The 24,790-nt window shown below is 43.2% G+C and carries 20 protein-coding genes and 2 pseudogenes; 2 read left to right on the top strand and 20 right to left on the bottom strand.

What is annotated here, in order from left to right; genetic code table 11:
- Nucleotides 1-12: 12 nt before the first annotated feature.
- From EAE30_RS08915 to EAE30_RS08980, 14 genes and pseudogenes are all read right to left on the bottom strand, one after another.
- Nucleotides 13-419 (bottom strand): annotated as a pseudogene (locus EAE30_RS08915) (transposase); the annotation flags it as partial.
- Nucleotides 420-478: 59 nt separating this feature from the next.
- Entirely contained in the window at nucleotides 479-817 is a 339-nt protein-coding gene (locus EAE30_RS08920) for a hypothetical protein (RefSeq protein WP_164711820.1), read from the bottom strand.
- A gap of 18 nt (nucleotides 818-835) precedes the next feature.
- Complete coding sequence (copI, locus tag EAE30_RS08925) at nucleotides 836-1,390, bottom strand: copper-resistant cuproprotein CopI (RefSeq protein WP_123015593.1); 555 nt, start codon at nucleotides 1,388-1,390, stop codon at nucleotides 836-838.
- Nucleotides 1,391-1,457: 67 nt separating this feature from the next.
- Entirely contained in the window at nucleotides 1,458-4,583 is a 3,126-nt protein-coding gene (locus EAE30_RS08930; protein WP_123015594.1) for an efflux RND transporter permease subunit, read from the bottom strand.
- Nucleotides 4,583-6,292: an efflux RND transporter periplasmic adaptor subunit gene (locus EAE30_RS08935; RefSeq protein ID WP_123015595.1), complete on the bottom strand. Its 1,710-nt coding sequence runs from the start codon at nucleotides 6,290-6,292 to the stop codon at nucleotides 4,583-4,585. The genes EAE30_RS08930 and EAE30_RS08935 overlap by 1 nt, the downstream gene beginning before the upstream one ends.
- Nucleotides 6,293-6,305: 13 nt before the next feature.
- A complete protein-coding gene (locus tag EAE30_RS08940; RefSeq protein ID WP_370738707.1) occupies nucleotides 6,306-7,625 on the bottom strand; it encodes a TolC family protein in 1,320 nt (439 codons plus the stop codon).
- 652 nt (nucleotides 7,626-8,277) lie between these two features.
- Nucleotides 8,278-9,597 (bottom strand): heavy metal sensor histidine kinase, encoded by a 1,320-nt coding sequence (locus tag EAE30_RS08945; RefSeq protein WP_123015596.1) that lies wholly within the window; start codon nucleotides 9,595-9,597, stop codon nucleotides 8,278-8,280.
- On the bottom strand, nucleotides 9,594-10,277 hold the full coding sequence (locus tag EAE30_RS08950; RefSeq protein WP_089138919.1) for a heavy metal response regulator transcription factor: 684 nt from the start codon (nucleotides 10,275-10,277) through the stop codon (nucleotides 9,594-9,596). The genes EAE30_RS08945 and EAE30_RS08950 overlap by 4 nt, the downstream gene beginning before the upstream one ends.
- Nucleotides 10,278-10,307: 30 nt before the next feature.
- Complete coding sequence (locus tag EAE30_RS08955) at nucleotides 10,308-10,649, bottom strand: P-II family nitrogen regulator (protein ID WP_123015597.1); 342 nt, start codon at nucleotides 10,647-10,649, stop codon at nucleotides 10,308-10,310.
- Nucleotides 10,650-10,701: 52 nt separating this feature from the next.
- Nucleotides 10,702-11,076, bottom strand: coding sequence for a DUF3316 domain-containing protein (locus EAE30_RS08960; protein WP_123015598.1), 375 nt, complete (start codon nucleotides 11,074-11,076; stop codon nucleotides 10,702-10,704).
- Between the two features lie 283 nt (nucleotides 11,077-11,359).
- Nucleotides 11,360-11,602 (bottom strand): hypothetical protein, encoded by a 243-nt coding sequence (locus EAE30_RS08965; protein ID WP_074373097.1) that lies wholly within the window; start codon nucleotides 11,600-11,602, stop codon nucleotides 11,360-11,362.
- 19 nt (nucleotides 11,603-11,621) lie between these two features.
- Nucleotides 11,622-11,909 carry a hypothetical protein gene (locus tag EAE30_RS08970; RefSeq protein ID WP_074373098.1) on the bottom strand — a complete coding sequence of 96 codons (288 nt, stop codon included), beginning with the start codon at nucleotides 11,907-11,909 and terminating at the stop codon, nucleotides 11,622-11,624.
- A 180-nt stretch (nucleotides 11,910-12,089) separates the two neighbouring features.
- A complete protein-coding gene (locus EAE30_RS08975; protein ID WP_123015599.1) occupies nucleotides 12,090-14,810 on the bottom strand; it encodes a heavy metal translocating P-type ATPase in 2,721 nt (906 codons plus the stop codon).
- Nucleotide 14,811: 1 nt separating this feature from the next.
- Entirely contained in the window at nucleotides 14,812-15,246 is a 435-nt protein-coding gene (locus tag EAE30_RS08980; protein ID WP_074373100.1) for a MerR family transcriptional regulator, read from the bottom strand.
- Between the two features lie 274 nt (nucleotides 15,247-15,520).
- On the opposite strand from EAE30_RS08980, the pseudogene EAE30_RS08985 reads away from it, so the two are divergent.
- Nucleotides 15,521-15,889, top strand: a pseudogene (locus EAE30_RS08985) (IS630 family transposase); the annotation flags it as partial.
- Here the strand turns inward: EAE30_RS08985 and EAE30_RS19250 are convergent.
- From EAE30_RS19250 to EAE30_RS09005, 4 genes are all read right to left on the bottom strand, one after another.
- Nucleotides 15,867-16,103 (bottom strand): RNA polymerase sigma factor, encoded by a 237-nt coding sequence (locus tag EAE30_RS19250; protein WP_123015600.1) that lies wholly within the window; start codon nucleotides 16,101-16,103, stop codon nucleotides 15,867-15,869. The pseudogene EAE30_RS08985 and the gene EAE30_RS19250 overlap by 23 nt on opposite strands.
- Nucleotides 16,096-17,160, bottom strand: coding sequence for an ACR3 family arsenite efflux transporter (gene arsB / locus EAE30_RS08995; RefSeq protein ID WP_123015601.1), 1,065 nt, complete (start codon nucleotides 17,158-17,160; stop codon nucleotides 16,096-16,098). Before arsB ends, EAE30_RS19250 begins: the two co-directional genes overlap by 8 nt.
- A 45-nt stretch (nucleotides 17,161-17,205) precedes the next feature.
- Entirely contained in the window at nucleotides 17,206-17,544 is a 339-nt protein-coding gene (locus tag EAE30_RS09000; RefSeq protein WP_123015602.1) for a metalloregulator ArsR/SmtB family transcription factor, read from the bottom strand.
- A 293-nt stretch (nucleotides 17,545-17,837) separates the two neighbouring features.
- Complete coding sequence (locus EAE30_RS09005; RefSeq protein ID WP_123015603.1) at nucleotides 17,838-20,399, bottom strand: AAA family ATPase; 2,562 nt, start codon at nucleotides 20,397-20,399, stop codon at nucleotides 17,838-17,840.
- Nucleotides 20,400-21,633: 1,234 nt separating this feature from the next.
- On the opposite strand from EAE30_RS09005, the gene EAE30_RS09015 reads away from it, so the two are divergent.
- Entirely contained in the window at nucleotides 21,634-22,251 is a 618-nt protein-coding gene (locus EAE30_RS09015; protein WP_241967748.1) for a hypothetical protein, read from the top strand.
- Nucleotides 22,252-22,254: 3 nt separating this feature from the next.
- On the opposite strand, the gene EAE30_RS09020 is transcribed toward EAE30_RS09015, so the two are convergent.
- Nucleotides 22,255-23,432 (bottom strand): IS3 family transposase gene (locus EAE30_RS09020; protein WP_123015605.1). Its coding sequence is split into 2 segments (ribosomal slippage): nucleotides 22,255-23,174 and nucleotides 23,174-23,432, totalling 1,179 coding nucleotides; the frame shifts between segments, so codons are not numbered across the junction.
- A 116-nt stretch (nucleotides 23,433-23,548) separates the two neighbouring features.
- A protein-coding gene (locus tag EAE30_RS09025) for an IS3 family transposase (protein WP_123015606.1) occupies nucleotides 23,549-24,726 on the bottom strand; the annotation gives its coding sequence in 2 pieces (ribosomal slippage) (nucleotides 23,549-24,468 and nucleotides 24,468-24,726; 1,179 coding nt in all).
- Between the last annotated feature and the right edge of the window lie 64 nt (nucleotides 24,727-24,790).

Genomic DNA, 24,790 nt, shown 5'->3' on the forward strand with positions numbered 1-24,790 from the left:
GTTCATGGGGCGCTTACGGCGTTTAAGCCAATAGTTATAACTGCTTCGATGAACATTGAAGACTTCGCATAATGTTTTTACGCTGTAGCTCTGCTTGAGTTTCTTGATGATCAAGAATTGTTCAGTGAGTCCGACATCAACAGAGCTGTGGCTTTTTTTAGTATTTCATTATGCTCTTCAAGGCGAGCCAACTTCTTTTTCAATTCCCGAATTTCTATTTGCTCAGGGGTCATAGGAGAAGCTTTCGGTGTTTTCCCTTGGCGCTCTCCTCTAAGTTGGCGAACCCATTTATCCATCGTGGATTTACCCACATTCATGGCTTGGGCTGCTTCAGTCACTGAGTAGTTCTGGTCTAGGACTAACTGCGCTGCTTCTAACTTAAATTCTGCGCTAAATAGTCGTCTTGTGCGTTTTGTCATAGTGTCACCTGTTAACTTATGAGGTGATGATATCACCTCTAACTAAGTGACCAAATTCACTATGCCACTACATACATCCAATCCACTAATTGAAACGTTCCAAGATACTCCATGTATTCTGCTAGATTTATCTTATCTTGTTCACTTAGTGCGTCGCCTAAAAGCTTCATTGTTTGTTCATGCTCTAGGCTGTATTTCAGGTCATTTAAGGAGTTACCTCTGATATTCCCACCAACGTTACCTCCCCCTTGACCATAAAGCCCATGACACGCAATACATCCATATCCCCCTACAGTACGAAAAGTCGACTCACCGGCTGAAATTGAGCCTTCCGACGCATAGGAGAATAAGCTCACACTAAACATCCCCACTAGCATGAATGAACGCTTTAACATCATCAGATTCCTTTATAGCGCCTATAAACTCACTTTTTTAATCATGCCTGCTTCTGCATGCCCTGGAATATTGCATGCAAATTCAACCTTGCTATCCCCGTGGAAGTGCCAAAACAACTGCTTAGCTTTACCCGGTTTTACTGTAACTGCATTCCCAGAATCATGCATATGATGAGGCATTTTCTTCATCATTTCTCGATGTTCAAGTTGCTCTTTCGCTGAACCAATAGTGAACTCGTGATCAATCTTGCCAGCATTCATAACCACAAATTGAACTACATCATTCGGTTCAATTTGTACTTCTTTTTTGAACTTGATTGTCATGTCATCTGCCAACACAACATGGACCACTTTATCTGGCTTTGCACCTGTTGCTGGCATACCAACATCCAACATTCCCTCCATATTCATCATAGAGTGATCCATTTTTGAATGGTCCATATCTCCATTATTCATATTACTGTGGTCCATGCTCTCACGGTTCATAGAACCGTGGTCCATCTTTGAATGATCTATCTCTGCCATAGCTGACGCTGCTGTCATTGAAAGTAATACGGCTAGTAGTGTCTTTTTCATGGTTATATTCCTTACTATTTCATTAATAAGTTTACGGGCTAAGTTCGTTCTTAGCCCGTATGTGTGTTTAGTGGTGTTTGAGTTCGCGTATTTTCCAAACCTTGAAAATCGCAGGAATAACGAGAAGTGTTAGTAACAGAGCTGAGGCCATGCCACCAATCATCGGTGCTGCGATACGCTGCATTACCTCAGAGCCAGTGCCCTCACCGTACATGATTGGGATAAGACCGATGATCACCGTAAGAACCGTCATCATTACCGGACGAACACGTAATCCAGCTCCCTCTCGAATCGAGCTACTCAAATCATCTACATTCAGTGATTTGCTCTGTTCTTGGGCATCCAGTTTGGTGTAGTGCCATGCTTGGTTGAGATACACCAACATGATGACCCCGATCTCGACGGCAACCCCAGCCAAAGCAATAAAGCCAACGCCCACCGCGATAGAGAAATTGTAGCCAAGGTAATACATCAACCACAGCCCCCCAACCATGGCTAACGGTAGAGTTAGCATGATGATCATCACTTCACCAATACGGCGGAAACTCAAGTAAAGCAAAAGCATAATGATGGCAATCGTAATAGGCACCACGACAACTAAGCGCTCTTTCGCTCGCTCCATGTACTCATATTGGCCTGACCAAGCAAGTGAATAGCCAGCTGGCATATCAAGTTGTTTTGCAACCGCCTGCTTTGCCTCTTCAACGTAAGAGCCTAAGTCTCTGCCATCAATATCAACAAACACCCAACCATTTGGACGAGCATTCTCTGTTTTAATCATTGGTGGACCATCTTCATAGCGAATATCGGCAACATCAACTAAAGCAATTCTAGCGCCACTTGGGGTAACCAATGGTAATTGCTGTAGCTTAACGACTGAATCACGATAGCCTTGAGGGTAGCGAACATTAATTGGGTAACGCTCGAGGCCTTCAATCGTTTCACCAATGTTCATGCCACCTACTGCGGTAGAAACAACTTGTTGGATCTCCTTAATGCTAAGAGCGTAGCGAGCTGCAGCTTTGCGATTGATATCAATAGTCACATAGCGACCACCAGCAACACGCTCTGCATATACAGATGCAGTGCCTGTAATGTTGTTTAGGATAGATTCAAGTTGAGCACCTATTTTCTCAATTTCAGCTAAATCACTTCCAGCTATTTTTATTCCAATTGGAGTTTTGATACCGGTTGCCAACATATCGATGCGCGTCTTTATAGGCATCACCCATGCGTTAGTTAAACCAGGAAATTGAATCAAGTCATCAAACTCTTTTCGTAGCGACTCAGTTGTCACGCCCTCACGCCACTGATCACGCGGTTTAAGCTGAATAACGGTTTCAATCATAGTTAAGGGAGCAGGGTCTGTCGCAGTGTCAGCACGACCGACTTTACCCCATGTTGTCTGTACTTCGGGTACCGTCTTAATTAGCTTGTTTGTCTGCTGAAGCAACTCTCGCGCTTTACCAATAGAAATACCTGGATAGGTGGTTGGCATATACATCAAGTCACCCTCATCAAGAGGAGGAATGAACTCACTACCGAGCTTCATTGTTGGATAATAAGCAGACCCCATAAGAGCAATAGCCAATACAATCATGTTTTTCGGGTGCTTGAGACTAATATTCAGTAAGGGCTTGTAAAGGGCAATTAGACCTTTATTAATAGGGTTCTTGTTCTCTGGTAATATTTTACCGCGAACAAGATATCCCATGAGCACCGGCACTAACGTAATAGCAAGGCCGGCTGCTGCCGCCATTGCATAAGTTTTAGTAAAGGCGAGTGGCGAGAACATCTTGCCTTCTTGACCTTCCAATGCGAATACAGGAACAAAACTTAGCGTGATGATCAGTAGCGAGAAGAACAGCGGTGCACCAACCTCTTGCGCCGCATCACCAATCACTTGCCATCGGTTTTTGTCAGTCAATGGAGTCCGTTCAATGTGCTTATGTACGTTTTCTATCATAACGATAGCACCGTCTACCATTGCACCTATCGCGATTGCAATCCCTCCTAGCGACATGATATTGGCGTTGATACCTTGCCAATGCATGACAATAAAGGCTCCTAAAATACCGACAGGGAGACTCAATGCGATAACGAGCGAAGACCGAATATGGAATAGGAACAACGCACATACAATAGCGACAACAATGAACTCTTCTGCAAGCTTTTTCCAAAGGTTCTCAACCGCTGCATTGATTAACGTAGAACGATCGTAAGTAGCCACTATCTCAACACCATCAGGCAAGCTACCCTGAAGCTCGTTTAGCTTATCCTTAACATTATTGATCACTTCGCTCGCGTTTTCTCCAAAACGCATGACAATTACGCCACCTACGGCTTCGCCCTCTCCATTTAATTCAGAGATTCCTCGTCTCATCTGTGGTCCGAGGTCAATATCAGCAACGTCACCTAATAATAGGGGGGTTCCTTTTTTGCTTACCTTGAGTGGAAGCGCTTTAATGTCATCAATACTAGACAAGTAACCAGTGGTTCGAACCATGTGCTCAGCTTCTGCAACTTCTACTACGGACGCACCACTCTCTTGGTTACCATCTTGAATAGCCATATTAACTTGTTGTAACGTGAGGTCGTATGCACGCAATTTAGCCGGATCAATTTGCACTTGATATTGTTTAACCATACCGCCAACAGTCGCAATCTCAGACACCCCATCAACTGTTTGTAACTCATATTTCAAGAACCAATCTTGTAAGCTACGCAATTCGGCTAAATCATGCTGTCCGGTTTTGTCTTGCAATACATAACTATAAATCCAGCCCACACCTGTCGCATCCGGACCAAGGGTTGGCTTAGCGCTTGGGGGAAGGTTTGGAGCTACTTGACTTAAATATTCGAGCACTCGAGAGCGAGCCCAATACATGTCAGTATCATCATTAAAAATGATATACACGTAGGAATCACCGAAGAACGAATATCCACGAACAGTTTCTGCACCAGGAACGGCAAGCATAGCCGTTGTAAGCGGATACGTGACTTGATCTTCCACCACTTGGGGTGCCTGACCCGGGTAACTTGTTTTTATGATAACTTGTACGTCTGATAAATCAGGTAAGGCATCTACAGGAGTGTTTTTTACGCTATAAAGCCCACCAAATACGAGGGCAAAAGTGGCTACCAACACTAAGAAGCGATTGTTGATAGACCAGCGAATAATGGCACCTATCATTACTTATCCTCACTTTTAACTAACTCTTTGAGAAGATAATCGGATCCTTGTTTCTCAACTAGAAACCGAACTTTGTCACCCTCCTGAAAACCTGAGAGTTCAAAGTCACCACCGACTGAAAAGTTGAGCTCACCTGCATCCCAGGACCAATCAGCCACAGGGGCATGATTTAGTGTCACCATACCAAAGTCCGCCATTAACATAGAGACATCACCGTCTATCCATACTTCTGTATTTATGCTCAGCTCACTTACTTTGTAATCAACGATTTCATATTGACCCGATTCAGATTTTTGCATTTCAAAATCAATCGTTTGACCTTTTGAAAGTTGGTCCATTTCAACGTTCTCTGATACCATAAAATTCATGGTCATTCTTGGCCAGTCCCACTCAGGAACAGGTTTATGATTAATAGTTAGCATTCTATGCCCAGCCATTACGTCTGTAATTTCGCCGGTTGCCCACGCCGTTTCAGCAGTTGGCTCAACACCATTGATTCTGGATAGATCGGCAGACTGACTTGATTCAGAGTCCAACATGAAGTGCGCGGACGTAACAACACGATCTCCTCGTTGCATTCCCTTTATGACCTCAATCTTGTCAGCGGACTCACGACCAACTTCAATTCTGGCAGAGCGATATTTTCCATCTCCCTCAGCCAGAACCACGCGAGTCATACCGCCAGAGCGGATGACTGAGGAACGTGGAATGGTTAACACTTCATCACTTGATACCGGTTTTAGCGCGACGTTAGCGAACATATTCGGCTTAAGTTCACCTTGTGGGTTATCGAATCGAAGGCGGACACGCAATGTACGCGTACTAGGGTCAAGAATGGGATAAACATAATCCACTTCACCATTCCATTCTCCACCTGGTAAGGCATCCAATGTCATAGATGCTTGACTGCCTTGTTTAATCCAATGTGATTGACGTTCAAAGACTTCTGCATCTACCCATACTTGATTCAAAGGACCTGCGCTGATCACCGCTTGAGCTGGAGAAAGGTAGCCACCTTCACGAATATTGAGGCTTGCAATAACGCCGTCTGCCGGTGCTTTAATTTCAATGGATTGTGACGCTTTACCTCGACGGGCGATGGATTTAATTTGATTGCGGTCAACCCCCAAAGTGATCAAACGATCGGTAGCACCTTGTATCATTCCTTTACGTTGGGTCTTATAGGCACTGATCAGTTCTTCTTGTGCTTTTACAAGCTCTGGGGAATACAGAGTGAACAGCGTGTCACCTTGATTCACTTTTTCACCAACGGCATTGATATAAAGCTTTTCAACCCAACCCGATACTCGAACATTGGTCTGCCAAAGTTGACTCTCATCAAAGGCGACATAGCCGACAGTTTCGATGCGTGGTGCAAGGACCTCTTGCTTTACGGTATCTGTTTTTACACCGAGGTTATTTTCAACCGCAGGATCGATTTTTACTGTTCCTGGCTTGTCGTTACTACCATTGAGGTCATCAGCATACACAGGAATAAGATCCATCCCCATAGGCGACTTTCCCGGTTTATCTCGCTGATAGTTTGGGTCCATCGGTGCGACCCAATACAGTGGTTCATCACTTGATTTAGACTCAGAAGCTGTCATTCCAACCATGTTATAGTTCATGCCTGAAAGGTAAATATTCGCTCCATAACCCAATGCGCTGCCGATCAGTAACGCTAGGCTTGCAACTTTAAATGTACTCATCTTGATTCCTTTATTATTGTTCATTGTACTGAGTGTTTGGCGCAGAAACTTGATATTCGAAACCACCAAGTAACATGGATAACTTGCTATTGACCTGGTTCATATCGGTTATTAGGCGAGCAAGCTCCATTTGAAGAGCCAATTCATCGGTTGATGCAGTAATGACATCACCAAACTGAGCAGTATTGTTCTGATAACCGCGCTCTATCGCTTCAATGCGGGCTTTGGACTGAGGTAATAAGCGCTCTTGGTAGCGCTGAATGCGTTCAATGAGATTCATTCTGTCCGTCATTAATGCGTTTACTTGGGCGTTCATTTGAGCGAGCAGCGTATCTTTTTGATATTGCGCTGCGCCCACTTGGTATTGAGCGGCCGCTACATTTTTATCTTGGCGGTTATCAGTGAACAAAGGGATATCCATAGTAAGATAGGCACTCAGCAAATCTGAAGCTGGTTCACCTTTCATGTTGTCAGATTGACGGTAGGCATACATCACTTCGACACCAAATTGTGGTGTATAAGATTGTTCAGCAACCTCAACTTGGGTGCGATTAGCAGAAATGTTGGCGTCAGCCATTTGCGCCATAGGATGTTGATTAAGCAGCATGTAGTACTGGGTGTCACTCGTTTGCTGATCTAAAAGCGCATTCAAATGCGACCAGTCTAATTGATAGCCAGCCTGATTCGAGTCAATAGAACGACGATTCAACCACTCTGAACCTAGCCATTCCGATAACTGGGCAACGACTCGATTTTGCATTTGTTGATTCGATTGCAGTTTTTCGTCGAGCTTATTGACTTGAAGTTGGGTGTTAAGCAGGTCTTGCGCTTCGCTCTTACCAATTGAGTAATTGGTTTGAATATACTGCTCCATCTCTACCATGAGACGTTGATTAGATTCAATCAACGTTTCTGCGTATTGAAGGTAGCCCAGCTCCAACCATAGTTGAGTAATACTATTCGCCACTTCACGTTCACGAACTTGAACCTGATACGCCATACCATCGGCCTGTTGATTCGCTTTACGTTGGTTAAGATCTAACGTTGCACCCCGTTCAAACTGTTGCATTAATCCAACAGAAATGTTCGTCATAGGATCTTCGTCAAACTTAAATGAATCCACAGGTAAACCGCCAAAGCCCACCTTAAGTTTTGGATCCATGAGAGTCGAGCTTGCAACGCCCGTTTCACGCATCGCCTGTGACTGCGCAGCATATTGAGAGCGACTCGTATCATTTGCTAGAGCCGCTTCAATTAGGGCATTCAACTGCTGCGTCGAAGCCGCGATAGTTTGTGGAGTCGCGTTCGACCCCGAATGTGACAGGGCAGGCATTGCATAAAGTGCAATTGCAACCCCAAGACTCAGGGATTTAAATGCCCTGAAGCCGTTTAATTCAATACTCATTGTTGTTTATCCACGATAAAATGATATGGACATACCTCAACCTCTGCCTTCCAGCAGAAAGAATTGAGAGCTAAATAGCTATGATAGTTGAATTAAACAGAGGGTGGACGCAGTAAGCTCTGAATACGAGTTACTGTAACGCCTATTTTGATTGGGTGACGCAGGGCTAAATCAGATTCAGATGTACTGATTAAGCGAGAAGATGAGAGTGGGAAAAATACGCTAGTACACACGCTTTTACAGCAGTCACCACCAGAGGTAGATGAGCTATCGCAATGAATAGAACTATCGCTCTTTGTCACCTCCATCGATGGGCAGCCTATCATCGCATAATGGCTTGCTGTAGTCTCAGACATTTCCATCGAGTCATGATTAGAAGGTTGAACTGAAGAGGTCGATATTGGACTCATATCCATCATTGGCATACTTGAGACGTAGCTCGACATCAACATCGCTAAGATGCTGATAATCAAAATACTTGTTTGTCTCAAAGAGTTTGTCATGTGGTACCTTTTCACTTTGCATTCATAATACAGTATCAGAACTGATGGGCAATAGTGATATTTAAAACTTGTTAGAACTAAAGGTTATTGAAAATAAAGACGAACTCACTTCGCTCATCCTTCGAATTAACTAAAATATCCCCATTGTGTGCTTTCATAATGGCCTTAGCTATAGGAAGCCCTAACCCGGCACCAACACTTCCATTATGGACACGAGATTTATCGGAACGATAGAACCGTTTAAATATATAGGGCAAAGAGCCCGTAGAGATAGGCTCACCAATGTTGCTGATTGTCACCGTGGTGGTCGTCTCTGACTCTGTGATTACAACCGATACCTCCGTATTATGAAAGCAGTGCCTCAACGCATTAGACAACACATTACCAAATGCTCGTTGAAGCATATCTTTGTCACCGAGTAAAGTCGATGAGCCATCGAAGGTAAATCGAACGTTTTTCTCTTCTGCCAACACTTGATAGTACTCAAGTAAGGGTGTGATCACCTCTTTTAAATCAAGCTTTTCTTCGATCTTATGTAAAAGTTTATTCTCTGATTTAGCTAGGTAAAGTGTATCCGAAATGGTCTTATTGAATCGCCCTAACTCTTCAAGATTAGACACTAAAATATCTTGATACTCTTCAATTGAACGCTCTAAACCAAGCGTTACTTGAGTCTGGGTCATGATATTGTTCAAAGGTGTTCTTAGCTCATGAGCAATATCAGATGAAAACTCACTCAACCTGAGGTAGCCTTCTTGCAGCCTCTCTAACATTTCATTTTGAGAAATAACTAAGCTGCTTAACTCCTTTGGAAGTGAGTCACTTGGTATACGCATACTGAGGTTGCTCGTGTTCACTTGCGCGATATACTCTTTTAATTGTTTCAGTGGCTGTAATCCATTTCTAACAATAATTAATGCGTAAGTACCCGACAAACTCAGTGTCAAAACTAATGTCCAAAATAGAATAGTATTTAGTTTGTCGAAAAACACCTTATGGTGAGTCACATCAATTGCAAGAACAACCGCACCACCTTCTATCTCTGGGTAATCAAACTTAAAAGCATGAAAACGGTTATTGCCTACACTCCATTCATATGAGGAGCTGCCTATCAGCTCAGATGGAAAGTCAATAGTTTCATTATTTGTTTTCACCACCTGTTTGTTGTTTAAGACCCAAGCGGAAATATCCCAAGAATAGAACAAGTCTAAATCACGCTCAACAGTGCCTATCAAAGGGCGGAGTTTTGTTTCTAGGTGCCTATAGTCCTGTTCATTAAAGTGGTTCTTGATAGCGTGTTGGATCGTTAAAGCAAACACGACTAAAACCACAAAAGAGGCTGTGACAAACATAAACACCAGTTTGCGTGCGATTGATTGATTTAGTAATTTTTTCATTCTACGCCGTCATCAAGCTTGTACCCCATACCTCGCACGGTCTGGATGAGTTTGTTTTGATAAGGCTTGTCGATTTTCGACCTCAATCTTTTCACTGCTGCATCAATAACATTCGTATCACTATCAAAGTTCATATCCCAAACAGCGGACGCTATCTGAGTGCGAGTGACGACTTGACCTCTTTTCGCAAATAGATATTCCAACAAAGAAAACTCTTTTGCTGTCAGAGGGATCGTGTCATTGTTACGAGTCGCCTTTCGTTTAAGCAAGTCGAGGCTCAAATCAGCAACACATAGAACAGACTCTGTCTTGACTGTTGCGGCTTGATGACGTAATGCGTTTTTGACTCTTGCTAGCAACTCAACAAAGGCAAAAGGTTTGACAAGGTAATCATTCGCTCCTAGCTCAAGCCCCTTAACTCTATCTTCAACCTGATCTTTAGCGGATAGAATAATGACAGGTGTAGTAAGTTCACTGCTGCGAAGCGTCTGTAATAGCTGCCACCCATTCAGCTTTGGTAGCATAATGTCTAAGACTATAAGATCATATTCATTGGTCGTAGCTAAGTACAAAGCATCTACACCGTCGGTAGATAGATCTACATTGTACCCTGACTCCATTAAACCTTTTTTAAGATAGGATCCTGCTTTCTCTTCATCTTCTACAACGAGTAACTTCATATAAGAAAAATACCTTGGTTTCCTTCGGTGTTATACATCAAGCTTGTGATTATATGATGGGTTAGAAATCTGTTTTTTCATATTATTATCAAACAACAAAACGTTCTCTATAACAGACGTAACACCATTGCCTTCTTGTGACACACATAGGGTATCCAGTAGTGCCCCAACCAAGCTCTGAGTATGGCTATGACCAATGAAAACATCTAGTTGGTAATGTGTGTTTAAAGCATGGGTATCAATTACGTTCGTATGCCTTCCACGCCCTTGCACTTGACTAATCGTGAAGTTTAGCACACCTTCCTCTGCGAGGATCGATTCTATATCGTCAAGCTTTTGCTCCTGAAATATTATCGAAATTTTATCAATCATAGCTGCTCCTTAGCCCTTAGAACAAGTTAAGGTTCTAAGGGCTCTGCTGAGTTTAGTTGTTGGCATCTCGTTCTTTATAATGGACATTAAGATGTACTTTCGCTACATATTCTAGCTGACCTTGACTATTCAATCTTTCTTGAACAGTTACATACCCTCCATCTTCTAGGTGAGTCTTATCTCGAACAATACCATTTATAAGGACTAGAGCTGCATTTAAGTCTCGCCCACTCATACCCTCAAACTCTAACAGTTTTTCTGCCCCTAACGTGTATGCTTCTTGTTTAGAGCCCACTGCATCAGTAGATACCGTTTTATGATCTACTCGACTAATGTAATTGCCACCGGAATACAACGGCTGAGCAATTGCAGCGGCGCTAGTCAGCAAAATAGAGCTAGTTAATAGCATTTTGTTTAATAAGTTCATTTACTTTTCCTTTTCTGTTTTGATGAACTCAGTTTAGCTAAATTGTTGTGACGATTTCCGGCACTCAAATATGACATTTTTGTCATATTGAGATTTAGGTGGTAGGTAATCAAAAAACTTTTCACCACAACAAAATCAAGCAACCCTATAAGCAGCCTTGTTGTAATTGCGATGAATCCTGTGGCAATAAACGATAAAGAGCCGCCCAGTTAGCTGAGGCGGCTCTTTTTTACTAGAAAAAGTAAAGGGGAGCTCTTTTTCTGATTACGAGTATTTCATTGGTTCAGCTACTCATCATTTTTTTGCACTCTTCTGGCATGTCTTCCATGTTCATGCTTTGCATCATTTGCATGTGTTCTATCATCCTATCGTGATCCTTCATCTTATCCGCGTGAGATTGCTTAACATGCACTTTCTCATTTTGCGCGACATTGTGATGTCGATGCTGATCATCGATGGAACTTGTTGCTAACACCGGCATCGCAACTAGACCACTAAATAACACTGATACATATAACTTTTTCATAACATCACCTAACCCTTACTTATGCTTTGAACTGTTGATTGTTTTCAATTTTTTCCACCGATTGCTCGTTGGCTTCGGAGTCTTTCTTTTCACTTGGCATCATCATCTTCATCATTAAACCATGCATAGCTAAACAGATGATTAATGGAACAATCGCACTACTAAGGTATGCCCAACTAAATATCTCTTGGCTAGAAGAGAGAATAAATAATGGAATACCCACCATTAATAACGCGCATAGAACCATCATCCATCCATGACCTTTATGATGACCATTCTTGTGACAATCTGATTTTTTGCTTTTCATTCTCTTGCTCTCCAAAATAACTTTAACTCGTTTAACTGAGACTCAGTTTATCGCAACGCTTAGATCAGGAGTGGGGAGGGGTTCATGACAATTTTGTCACCTTAGCCGTTTTTCTTACCCCAAAACCACCAGACTATAAACACGATTGCTGTAAGACCTAATATATTGACTAACATAGTATTACTCCTCATTGGTTGTAGAGGCTGAAGCTGGTGTATAAAAGCGCAAGCGATTAGCATTGGTTACAACAGTAACAGAGGACAGTGACATCGCAGCCCCAGCGATGATCGGACTTAATAGCCAACCCGTGAACGGAAACAGAAGCCCTGCTGCCACAGGAATACCCAAGCTGTTATAGATAAACGCCCCCCACAAGTTCTGCTTAATGTTTTTCATTGTGGCAGTACTGATCCCAATCACATCTGAGATACCGTGGAGTGAGCTGCGCATCAAGGTAATATCGGCACTTTCAATCGCGACATCCGTACCACTGCCAATAGCAAAACCAACGTCTGATTGAGCAAGTGCTGGCGCATCATTGATACCATCACCGACCATGCCGACAACATGCGCTTTCGCTTGCAACTGTTTAATCCAGTCAAGCTTATCCTCAGGCATCAATTCCGCATGATATTCATCAACATTCGCGAGTGATGCCACCGCCTTCGCTGTATTGTGGTTATCCCCCGTTAGCATCACGACATGAATGCCTTGCTGATGAAAACGATTTATCGCACTTCGAGCATCATCTCGAATCGGGTCACTGATACCGAACAGCGCTTGCACTTGAGCGCCTATCGCAAAATACACCACTGTGGTGGCTTCTTGCTCCCACTGCAATGCATGCTCTGTAACCAATTCAACATTGACGTTAAACTGTTTCATCAGCTTGCGATTGCCAAGCAACACGCGTTGACCCGCATACTGAGCCTGAACACCAAGTCCGGTTAATGACTCGAAATCTGACACTTCTGGTAAGCGCGCTTCATCACGCACCTCACTTTGAGTAAATGCGATTAACGCTTTAGCTAGCGGATGGTTAGATCCTTTCTCCAAAGCATTGACCAGAGGCAGAAACTCTGAATCATCTGACAACGAGACAAAATTTGTTACTTCAGGTTTACCTTGAGTAATCGTACCGGTTTTATCCAGTACGACGACATCCAACTCACTGGCTCTTTGTAACGCTTCTCCATTTCGGATTAGCCCGCCAAACTCGGCTGTCTTACCGACACCGATCATAGTAGAAATCGGCGTTGCTAGACCAAGTGCACAAGGGCATGCGATGATCAACACCGAGGTAGCTGCCACTATCATATAGACTAAGGAAGGTTGAGGGCCAAAGTTATACCAAACCAGCGCTGTCAGAATCGATAGAATCATCACGGTTGGTACAAACACTGAAGACACTTTATCGGCTAGATGGCTGATTGGTGGCTTTGAGTTTTGCGCGTTCGACACCATGCTGATGATCTGAGCAAGAACGGTATCACTGCCCACTTTCTGCGCCTCAAAAACGAAACTTCCGTGGTCATTAATCGTCCCGGCAGACACTGAGCTGCCCACTTGTTTAACAACAGGAATTGGCTCTCCAGTGAGCATAGACTCATCAATCGTTGTCTCGCCCTCTGTAATCACACCATCAACCGGGACTTTTTCACCGGCTCTAACCCGAATCAAGTCGCCTGTGATAACTTGTTCAATCGATAAAGACATCTCCTTGCCGTCACGAATCACCATGGCAGTTTTGACTCTCAAATCAAGCAAACGCTTGATAGCCTGCGAAGTTCTGCCTCGAGCCTTTAACTCAAGCGCCTGTCCTAAATTGATTAAACCAATGATCATGGCTGTAGCTTCAAAGTAGAGGTGCCTTGCACTTTCCGGAAGCCACTGCGGCCCGACAACGACCACCATTGAATAGAGCCAAGCGGTACCCGTTCCCAGCGCTATTAATGTGTCCATGTTCGCATTACGGTTCAGAAAGGCCTTCCAAGCTCCAGTAAAAAAGTGCTTGCCCGCACGGACTAAAATGAAAAATGTCACTAAACCTAAGGCCAACCATAGTAACTGCTCAGATTGCGTATTGACATTCATTGGTCCGCCGAACAGACCGTACACCATCAACGGTACTCCGAGACCAAGACCAATAACGCTTTGTTTTACTTTAAAGCGATACTCCTCAGATTCACGCTCTTCTTTGAGGTCATTTGCTAACGCCTGATCGACAATTTCTTCTGCGTCATATCCTGCGCCTTGTATCGCCTCAATTAGTACGCTGGCAGGCTGACTTGAAACCACGGTCGCCGTTCGATTCGCAAAGTTCACGTCAACAGAGTCGACACCTGACACCGATATAAGAGCACCTTCAATCGTGTTAACACAACTTGCGCAAGTGACACCGATTAATGACAGCTCGATACTGACATCCAACGCCTGTGTTGTTTTCACTTTGTTCGATTTAATTACATCCGTAGTTTGTGGTTGCGTGTCATCAGTCATACCGCTATAACCCAGTTCGACTAATACGCTTTCAATGTCATTGCCGTTCAAACTGCTATTCACAACCAATGTTTGATTTTCTAAATCAACAACCACTTGAGCAGCACCATCCAATGCACCTATCGCTTGAGTGATTTTACCCACACAGTGTTGGCAAGTAACATTAGATACTGATGTACGGTACTCTTGTTGCGTAGGTATTGAAGCCGCATAACCTAACTTTGCAAGGACTTCTATCGCGCTTTCTGGCAGCAACGTGGTTATGAGCTCTGCTCTGTTTTTCGTATCATTAATAGTGAAAGATACATCAGGGTCTCTTTCACGTAACCCATCTACAATTTTAGCGACACATCGGCCACAGTTAATGCCGGAAAGTGCTAGAGAATACTGTGTTGTGTTCATGTTAGTTTTCCTCGGGTAATACTTGATGGTGCTTCTCAGACCAGTCCTCGATTAAGCAACATAATGCGTTGCCGTTGGGCTCCATATCCGGTTTTTCATTCCACTCTGCGTAAGTTGCTTCCATCATGGCCAAATGGCGTTGTTGCTCTTCGATCTTTTGCTTGGTTTCTACGATTTTATCAGTCAGCATTTGCCTCACAGCTGGGCAAGGAGTCAGCCCTTGCTCGGAGTAATCAATGATTTCTTGAATCTGGCTAAGGCTAAAACCAATAGATCGCGCATGAGAAATGAACTTCAGGCGATTAACCGCACTTTGCTGGTACATCTTGTAGCCATTGTTGGGGTCTCGCTCTGCATAAAGAAGGCCTTTTCTAGTGTAAAACCTGACTGTTTCAGCAGTCACACCTGCTGCTCTCGCAATTTCAGTTGTCAACATAATCCATGCCTCTGAAGGTTTAACGCACATGAAACTTTATTCGTTTTATGTTGCTAGCCAAAAATAAATGCGACTAAAAATATAATCACAAACAACCCAATAAACAGTTTAAGTAACAACTTAGGGTCACTGCTCCCACTGTTTGGGGCTTTGTTACAACAACTCATAACTATCTCCAATTCGTTACCAATGTGTATTAGTTGTAGCTTAAAACCTATGTGTTAGACATAGGTCAAGCATATTGAGAAAAAATTTAAGAGGTATGTTATTGATGAGCATTAACAGTGAAACGATAGTTCGCTTTTTCTGTAAGTTAAGAGAGAGTTATCCGTTAGCTCATAAGCTTCATATCATTTTAGATGGTGCGGGATATCACCGTAGTGACTTGGTCAGAGATGCGGCATTTGTCCTTAATATCGAGCTGCATTATCTTCCACCTTACAGCCCAAACCTCAATCCAATAGAGCGGCTTTGGAAAGTAATGAATGAGAAGTCGAGGAACAACGTTTACTTCAAAAGTAAACGGGACTTCAAGGCGGCAATAGACCAATTTTTTACTGTGACTCTTCCAGAGATCGCAGGCTCTTTGGCATCTCGAATTAATGATAATTTTCAGGTTCTCAAGCCTGCATCTTCAAGTTGATTCGGTATAGCCATGCTCTTTGGTTTTGAATATCGCAAAACGCTTGCTTCTGCTGTAACGCCCTCAAGAAGGTATCTTGTAGTAAATCAAAGCTCAGCTCAGGATCACCTGTTTGCTTAAGCAGCCAGTAGTAAAGCTCGGACTCGGAAATATGCCATGTCTCAATGAGGCATGGCACTGCTGAAGTTTGTTTCGAAATACGGCTCTTAGGCATAATATTTACGCTTCATTCTCAAGGCGACGTTAACCAAAGCTATTAAGACAGGCACTTCTACTAAAGGTCCAATCACACCAGCAAACGCTTGGTCAGAGTTTAATCCAAATACAGCGATTGATACGGCGATAGCCAGTTCGAAGTTGTTACCTGATGAAGTAAAGGCGATAGAAGCATTTTGGTCGTAAGGGATCCCCATACGTTTCCCGATGTAGAAGCTCGCAAAAAACATCACCATAAAATAGATGATCAGTGGTACTGCAATACGGAGCACATCCATCGGTAACTCAATGATCATTTCACCTTTCAGGCTAAACATCAAAACGATGGTTGCCAAAAGCGCAATCAGGGTGATTGGCGAAATACGAGGGATGAAGACTTCGTTATACCACTGTTCACCTTTTGCCGAGACCAATAGCTTACGGCTTAGGAAACCCGCTAAGAAAGGGATACCTAAGTAAATTAAGACGCTTTGTGCAATATCCCAGATAGTGATGTCAACAACGAAACTTTCAAGACCAAAGTAAGGGGGTAACACAGTAATAAACAGCCATGCCATAAAACTGTACGTGACAATTTGAAACGCACTATTTAAAGCAACTAAGGTTGCTCCGTACTCTTTGTTTCCGCCGCTGATATCATTCCAAACCAACACCATTGCGATGCATCGAGCAAGGCCGATTAGAATGAGTCCCACCATATAGCCAGGTTGATCGCGCAAGAAAATGATAGCCAAGATGAACATCAAAATCGGTCCCACGAGCCAGTTCATCACTAAAGAAAGCGTTATCGCGCGTTTATCACGAGTTACCTCGCCTAAAAGGCTATAGTTCACTTTCGCCAATGGCGGGTACATCATTAAGATGAGGCCAATAGCAAGTGGAATATTGGTTGAACCAACAGATAAGCTTTCGTTCCACTGGGCGACTTGAGGAAATAACACGCCAATCCCGACACCAACTGCCATTGCGAGAAAAATCCATACGGTTAAGTATCGATCAAGAAAACTCATTTTTTCAGATGCGCTGGTTTCGACACAGCTTGAGACATTACTCATACAAACCTCTTTCATTTAAAATTGATAAACCAACGGAATAGAGCATTATTCGTTCACAATATTCGAACATGATTTTCCTTTGATGAACTGCAACTCTGACTCGATAAATGTCAAATTATGCTTAAGGGTGATCTCCAGCACTTGCTTGACCCAAGGAGCTAGCGCGGGGTTGATACGGTAGTAAACCCATTTACCACGTCGCTCATCCAGAACAAGCCCGTGCTTTCGTAGTTCGGCAAGATGCCGAGAGACTTTGGGTTGACTGAGATTCAGAGCTTCCATGAGATCACAGACACACAACTCTCCCTGTTTCTGCATTAAAAGCAGAGACTTAAGCCGAGTTTCTTCAGAAAGTGCTTTGTAAAGAAGGATTGGATCAAACATAGGAACTATTCAATATTATAAAACATATGAAATATCATATATCTTGTTTTTCATATATGTCAATTTTCCAATTAAACAGTGCTTCTGAGAGATCAGTTAGATTAGGAAAAGTAAGTCGATATCTATAAGAAATTGGCGTCTTAATATTGAGACTAAATTGGAATGGGGCATTTTCGATTTAGAAATGGCAGTGTCCCATCGGAGCACTGCCATTTTAGTATGAAACTCTAATACAGTATGGACCTGTATTACTCTGTTACACTGGTGATGTGATCATTCGATAGTTTTGAATATTATGCGGAGCGTTTAACGTATTCCTCACGCCAGTTTTTCAATGAAGTCATGTCGGCCAACAGATCGTCTGGCTTCGGCAGTTCTACTGGTGATTCTGTCGGCTGCGAGTGTTCAAACCCCGAGTATTTAGTCATGAGAGAATCAAGGAAATTGCAATCCGCATCCTTCAATTTAGCCAGCTCCTTGAGCTTCAAGGTATGGACCGGTCGTTGAAATCTTTGAACGACTCCGCACATCAGATCATTTTCAATGGAGCGCTCCACTAATGTCCTGAAGTCGCTGCAAATTGATTTCAGCAAGATTTCGGCATACTCAAACTCACCGTTTTCGCTTGCCTTCTTTGCATCCTGATACCGTTGATTCATGAGTGTGTTCAGAGTGGTTTTGATGTCGCTCTGTGAAAGCGGAATGGGAGCTGGCTCTCCTGTTCCCCAGTCCGCAGAGCGTATACTCACCACATCGTACTTGATGATCTTTTTTTCGGCAAAATGCCGGACCGTTCCCAACAAGGACAGACGGTGAGTAAAGACAATGACCTGCTTGTCCTGAGACAACTCGATCAATCTTTGAACCACAGCCTCTTCATAGCTTTGGTCTAGCGAGGATATTGGATCGTCGAAGATAAACGGGGCTTGGTTACTCTTACTTGTTACGTCGGCCAAAAATGCTGCAATCGAAACGATCCTATTTTCTCCCTCGCTAAGCACATCGGCGAGCCCATTCTGAGAGGCCCCTCGAAGTTGGAGCTTATGAAGGACGCGGCCTTTGGAAACTTTTGATTTCACCAGTTCGACTTTCACCTGAGATGCTCCTAGGGCCTTGAGCTCCGCATTGAACCTTTGCAAGAACGCATCCGTGATCAAGGCTTCTGCCAGATCTCCTTTCTTTTGGGATAGGGCTTTGGTGTTGGTTGACTTCTTGGCCTCCTGAATCTGATTCAGGAGCTTCAATCGAGAGACTTCTTCATCAATGGCGGTGCGGTGTTCCGACAACCACTTTCTGGCTTGTAAGTTGTTTAGCTTCTTCTTGATATCCTCACGATTGTCGCTTTTCGCATCTTCGTCATATTTTGCTGCGAGTTCACCTATGCTTTTCGACTGGGCGTTGGCTTCTTCGAGCCATTTAGGTGAGAGTAGTGGGTAGGGAATGGCTTCTTCGGTACCGATCTCAAGGAGCAGGTCTTTTCTGGCCTGCAATTGAGCAAAGAAATCCGTCACTTGGATAGCAACTTCATCTTGTGGGATGCCAGCCGCATCGATACGTGTTTTCAGCGCTTCCGATGTCGGTAGCGCTTCGATAGTTTGGCTAGCGGTCTCGTATTCCTTGGCCGCATCGAATGCGGCTTTCTGTATTTCGCCCTTCACGAAATTTTCAAAGGAGACCAACCGATCCTTGGCCTCCTGGGTCAAGGTCTGATGACACAGGACACAACGAGAACCATCAGTAATATTCGGATATTCGGCTTCTTTGTAGGCAGCCGATACGGAATAGTTCCGGGCAGCTTCCCAAAGTTCTTTCCATATATCAGACCCGATACCTTCCAGCTCACTGCCGGAGAACACCTTTTCCGCCGCCGTATCTGCTGCTGCCTTTTTGAGAATAGACTTCTTCTTGGCTGCAATGATCAACTGGCAATTCTCTCCCGATAATTGCTTCAGATACTTTTGGGCATCCTGGACCAGAGTGTCAATATGCTGTTTCTGCTTTCGCAACTGCTTCGCCTTTTCGGCTGGATCCTGTTCAGCAAGGCGCTGCTGCAGTGTTTGCATCTCGGTTTCGTCGGCGCTGCCAAATACGCAGTGCCTGTCGATATCCTGGATGGAGGTCTTAGCGTTAATGGCACCGTACCAGATACCGCCTGTGGTTACCTTATTGTCAGTCGGAATGTTCGGCTTTTTGGACTGGTGTCTGTTGGCCTCGGAGTCTAAGACAGATGCGACCTTTTCACACGTGAGGATGAGCGAACTGAAAAACGATAGAACCGGCGGCTCATAGCTTACCTCATCTTCGCTGCTGACAAAGACTTTACCAAATGAGGTATCAAAAATATCAACGCTATTTAGGTCATCGCAGGTACCTTGACCAGACCATGTATGAGTTTTCAGTACGCTATCCTGCTCAAACGAAATACAGGCTTTTTGTTCGATAGCACCGGGCTTATAGACATTACGGTGGAGGATACCCGTCTCGCGGGCTCCGCATACATGTTTGAGAAGTCTAACGTAACCGGACTTGCCCGACCCGTTGTTGCCATAAACAACCGTGATATTGCCCTTACCAAACTCAAGTGGCTTTTTCGGAGCAAGGGCGTTTACTCCTTCGACCTCACTGATTGAACATAAACGCAGAGAGCCTGTTACGCCCTGCGAGAACGCGGTAGCAGGAAAGGAACAGATCGTTTGGGGCAGCTTACCGTCAGCTTCCTGCTGACATAGGGTTACGAGCTCAGAAACGTCTTTGTCGGTAAGTTCAGACTGCTGGAGTAGCCGAGTAGCGGCAACCTGGAGCCTCTGAGGCCGTTCTGAAAACCATTTTGACAATTGATCAATTATCTTTGACATATGACAGCCCTTTCCTTTAGGTACGTTTTTTTATCTCGATCATCGAACATTTTATGCATTTGCATTCATTTTATTGGACCAGTGAACGCACGTTTAACCATCTGTATATAAAGAACTTATCGGTATTCTGCCAAATACACTATCTAGGAAAACGCATATGAGTATTTTCCAAACCTATTATCTAATCGTTGCGGCATATACCTTGCTGATTCTAAATGACTTTAAGCTATGCATATTGGGATATCACGCACGGATATTGCTCTCAACGTCATCAAAATCTAGCGTTTTAAGATATGACTGCATACCTATCCAGATTCGGACTAACAAGACGAAGCACTAAAAGAGGGGGGAGGGGGGACTACATATATGAGGTTTTGTAAGGCAACTCGTTCGTAAACTCCCAAATGAACAAATGAATGCTAGGCTATAGGGCGAAAGTGTGTTTGCGAGGGAGCATTACATTTTGGAGACGATATGAATTAGAAAGATTACCAACAACCGGTAAGGTCGTTTAGATACAGAGAAATGGATAAATTAGAAGATGGGGCCCAGAACAGCTCTATTGAGAGTTTTCAATGGTAAGTTAGAGATGCCGCTGCCATCTCAATGTCACCTTTGTTCCCTACGAACTGACTGTGACCAAGTGCTGCGCGGACCCACATACAAAGTATGCCTCATATTTAAAGACCAAGGGGCGTATGCTTGGTCTAGAGTAATGATAGATAGTATTGAGTACATGGGCAACCATTAAAGTCTCTGTCTGAGCTCTTTGGATTATGAAGCATTTTAGCCTTCTTTTTCTGCGGTAGTTTATTGCTCAACATCATAAAAATAGGCGTACTGAAAGTTTGAAAGTACGTACTGAAAGTATGAATTAACCCTTTTTTCAAGTACTCATGATTTTCATAAATAATTGATTTTAAATAATAAATGTAAACATTGATGGTTCTCAAATAAAGTGGGTTTAGTATGACAAAAAATGACCCCAAAAATAGAGCCAATGTATTGATTATTATAATAAAAATATCATTCCTTCTATTGTTGTATTCATACTTTCAAGAAATGCGTAGTGAATGTGTTTTTTTAATCCTACATATTGATTTTAATGAAATTTCCTCAATAAAACTTACTGCTTTTTTCATTTTTCTCGAAAGTTTTAAGTTTTTAAGCTATAAAACTCTATAGTTTAACTTTTTTCATGAATCATGAAAAATGCGTGAGGCGTGTATTTACGATGAAACAACTCTATAACGAACCCAATCTTATTGGCTTACCGTCAGAATTCGACGCTGTCTATACGGATGGAAAAATGGGTGGTAGGCCGCAGCTAAAAATGACAGTTAATGGTCAGCCGATAAGGTTTAATATTTTCCATGCTCATATACATCGTAAAGAAAGTATTGAAAGCTATTTGAAACGACGACCAAAAGCAAACGACATACTTTTCTGTAATCACCTCAGCGATTATCTTAGGCAGTTATGCCATGACTCAAACATCAACTATGCCGATGACTCTGGAAACGTCAGAGTGATGACTGGTGACTTATGCATATTCATTGGTAATAGACCTCCGATAAAACAAAATAAATCTCACCAGTTTATGACTATCGGTATCATGAAGTGCTTATTTGCTCTTTTCGCTGAAAAGGACCTTATCAATGAGACCTACGCGAATATTGCATCTAAAGCTGACATTTCGGTTGGTATGGTTACAAAGGCAATGAAGTACCTTATTGAAAACAACCATATAGTAAAGAATAAACGCCAAAGAAGGTTTTTACATGAGCCTGAGTTGCGTTATGAATGGTTGAAAAATTATGGTCACATTTTAGCTCGCTATCATCAGGTGTAGTGGTCAACTAAAATTGGCCACGGTTTCAGAGTTTTCCCAATATAATCGTTCTGATTCATTGGGCGTTAGGCCACCGTTATACTGATGCGGCCTGAGTTGGCAGTAATATCCGATAATATAGCGGATGATCTCTTGTTGAGCCTCAGCGAAGCTACGATAACCCACAGTTGGCACCCATTCAGTCTTCAGACTTCTAAAGAAGCGCTCCATTGGCGCATTATCCCAGTAATTTCCTTTGCGAGATAAACTCTGTTTTATTTGAAAACGCCACAGTAATTGGCGGTATTTACGACTGGTATAGTGACTACCTTGATCGCTATGGAACATGACACCTTTAGGCTTACCACGTGACTCATAAGCCATCGAAAGAGCTTTACCTGTTAACCGAGTATCAGGTGATAAAGACATCGACCAACCGATCACTTTACGAGCAAAAAGATCGATAACGACCGCTAAATACATCCACCGATTACCCGTCCAAATATACGTAACATCGCCAACCCAGACTTCATTTGGGGCGGTAACAGCAAACTGACGACCTAAGTGATTTGGAACTTCAATATGCTCTTGTGAAGCCTTTCTGTAACGATGCTTTGGCTCTTGGCAACTCACTAAACCAAGAGTTCTCATCAGTTTTGTCGCTCGGTAACGACTCAGCTTTACGCCCTGGGTTGTAACTATATCTGCAATGGTTCTTGCTCCCGCAGAGCCATTGCTTGCAGTGTGTGCCTCACTAACCAAGCTGCGAAGTTTTACTATTTCAGCATTAATTACCGTTGGGCGTTTAAGCCAATAGTTATAACTGCTTCGATGAACATTGAAGACTTCGCATAATGTTTTTACGCTGTAGCTCTGCTTGAGTTTCTTGATGATCAAGAATTGTTCAGTGAGTCCGACATCAACAGAGCTGTGGCTTTTTTTAGTATTTCATTATGCTCTTCAAGGCGAGCCAACTTCTTTTTCAATTCCCGAATTTCTATTTGCTCAGGGGTCATAGGAGAAGCTTTCGGTGTTTTCCCTTGGCGCTCTCCTCTAAGTTGGCGAACCCATTTATCCATCGTGGATTTACCCACATTCATGGCTTGGGCTGCTTCAGTCACTGAGTAGTTCTGGTCTAGGACTAACTGCGCTGCTTCTAACTTAAATTCTGCGCTAAATAGTCGTCTTGTGCGTTTTGTCATAGTGTCACCTGTTAACTTATGAGGTGATGATATCACCTCTAACTAAGTGACCAAATTCACTATGCCACTACAAGGTGACGACTTATCCTCCTGTTGACAATTGGGAAGTGTAGTGGTCAACTAAAATTGGCCACGGTTTCAGAGTTTTCCCAATATAATCGTTCTGATTCATTGGGCGTTAGGCCACCGTTATACTGATGCGGCCTGAGTTGGCAGTAATATCCGATAATATAGCGGATGATCTCTTGTTGAGCCTCAGCGAAGCTACGATAACCCACAGTTGGCACCCATTCAGTCTTCAGACTTCTAAAGAAGCGCTCCATTGGCGCATTATCCCAGCAATTTCCTCTGCGAGATAAACTCTGTTTTATTTGAAAACGCCACAGTAATTGGCGGTATTTACGACTGGTATAGTGACTACCTTGATCGCTATGGAACATGACACCTTTAGGCTTACCACGTGACTCATAAGCCATCGAAAGAGCTTTACCTGTTAACCGAGTATCAGGTGATAAAGACATCGACCAACCGATCACTTTACGAGCAAAAAGATCGATAACGACCGCTAAATACATCCACCGATTACCCGTCCAAATATACGTAACATCGCCAACCCAGACTTCATTTGGGGCGGTAACAGCAAACTGACGACCTAAGTGATTTGGAACTTCAATATGCTCTTGTGAAGCCTTTCTGTAACGATGCTTTGGCTCTTGGCAACTCACTAAACCAAGAGTTCTCATCAGTTTTGTCGCTCGGTAACGACTCAGCTTTACGCCCTGGGTTGTAACTATATCTGCAATGGTTCTTGCTCCCGCAGAGCCATTGCTTGCAGTGTGTGCCTCACTAACCAAGCTGCGAAGTTTTACTATTTCAGCATTAATTACCGTTGGGCGTTTAAGCCAATAGTTATAACTGCTTCGATGAACATTGAAGACTTCGCATAATGTTTTTACGCTGTAGCTCTGCTTGAGTTTCTTGATGATCAAGAATTGTTCAGTGAGTCCGACATCAACAGAGCTGTGGCTTTTTTTAGTATTTCATTATGCTCTTCAAGGCGAGCCAACTTCTTTTTCAATTCCCGAATTTCTATTTGCTCAGGGGTCATAGGAGAAGCTTTCGGTGTTTTCCCTTGGCGCTCTCCTCTAAGTTGGCGAACCCATTTATCCATCGTGGATTTACCCACATTCATGGCTTGGGCTGCTTCAGTCACTGAGTAGTTCTGGTCTAGGACTAACTGCGCTGCTTCTAACTTAAATTCTGCGCTAAATAGTCGTCTTGTGCGTTTTGTCATAGTGTCACCTGTTAACTTATGAGGTGATGATATCACCTCTAACTAAGTGACCAAATTCACTATG

Source organism: Vibrio zhugei (genome assembly GCF_003716875.1).
In the GTDB taxonomy this organism is placed as follows: Bacteria; Pseudomonadota; Gammaproteobacteria; order Enterobacterales; family Vibrionaceae; genus Vibrio; species Vibrio zhugei.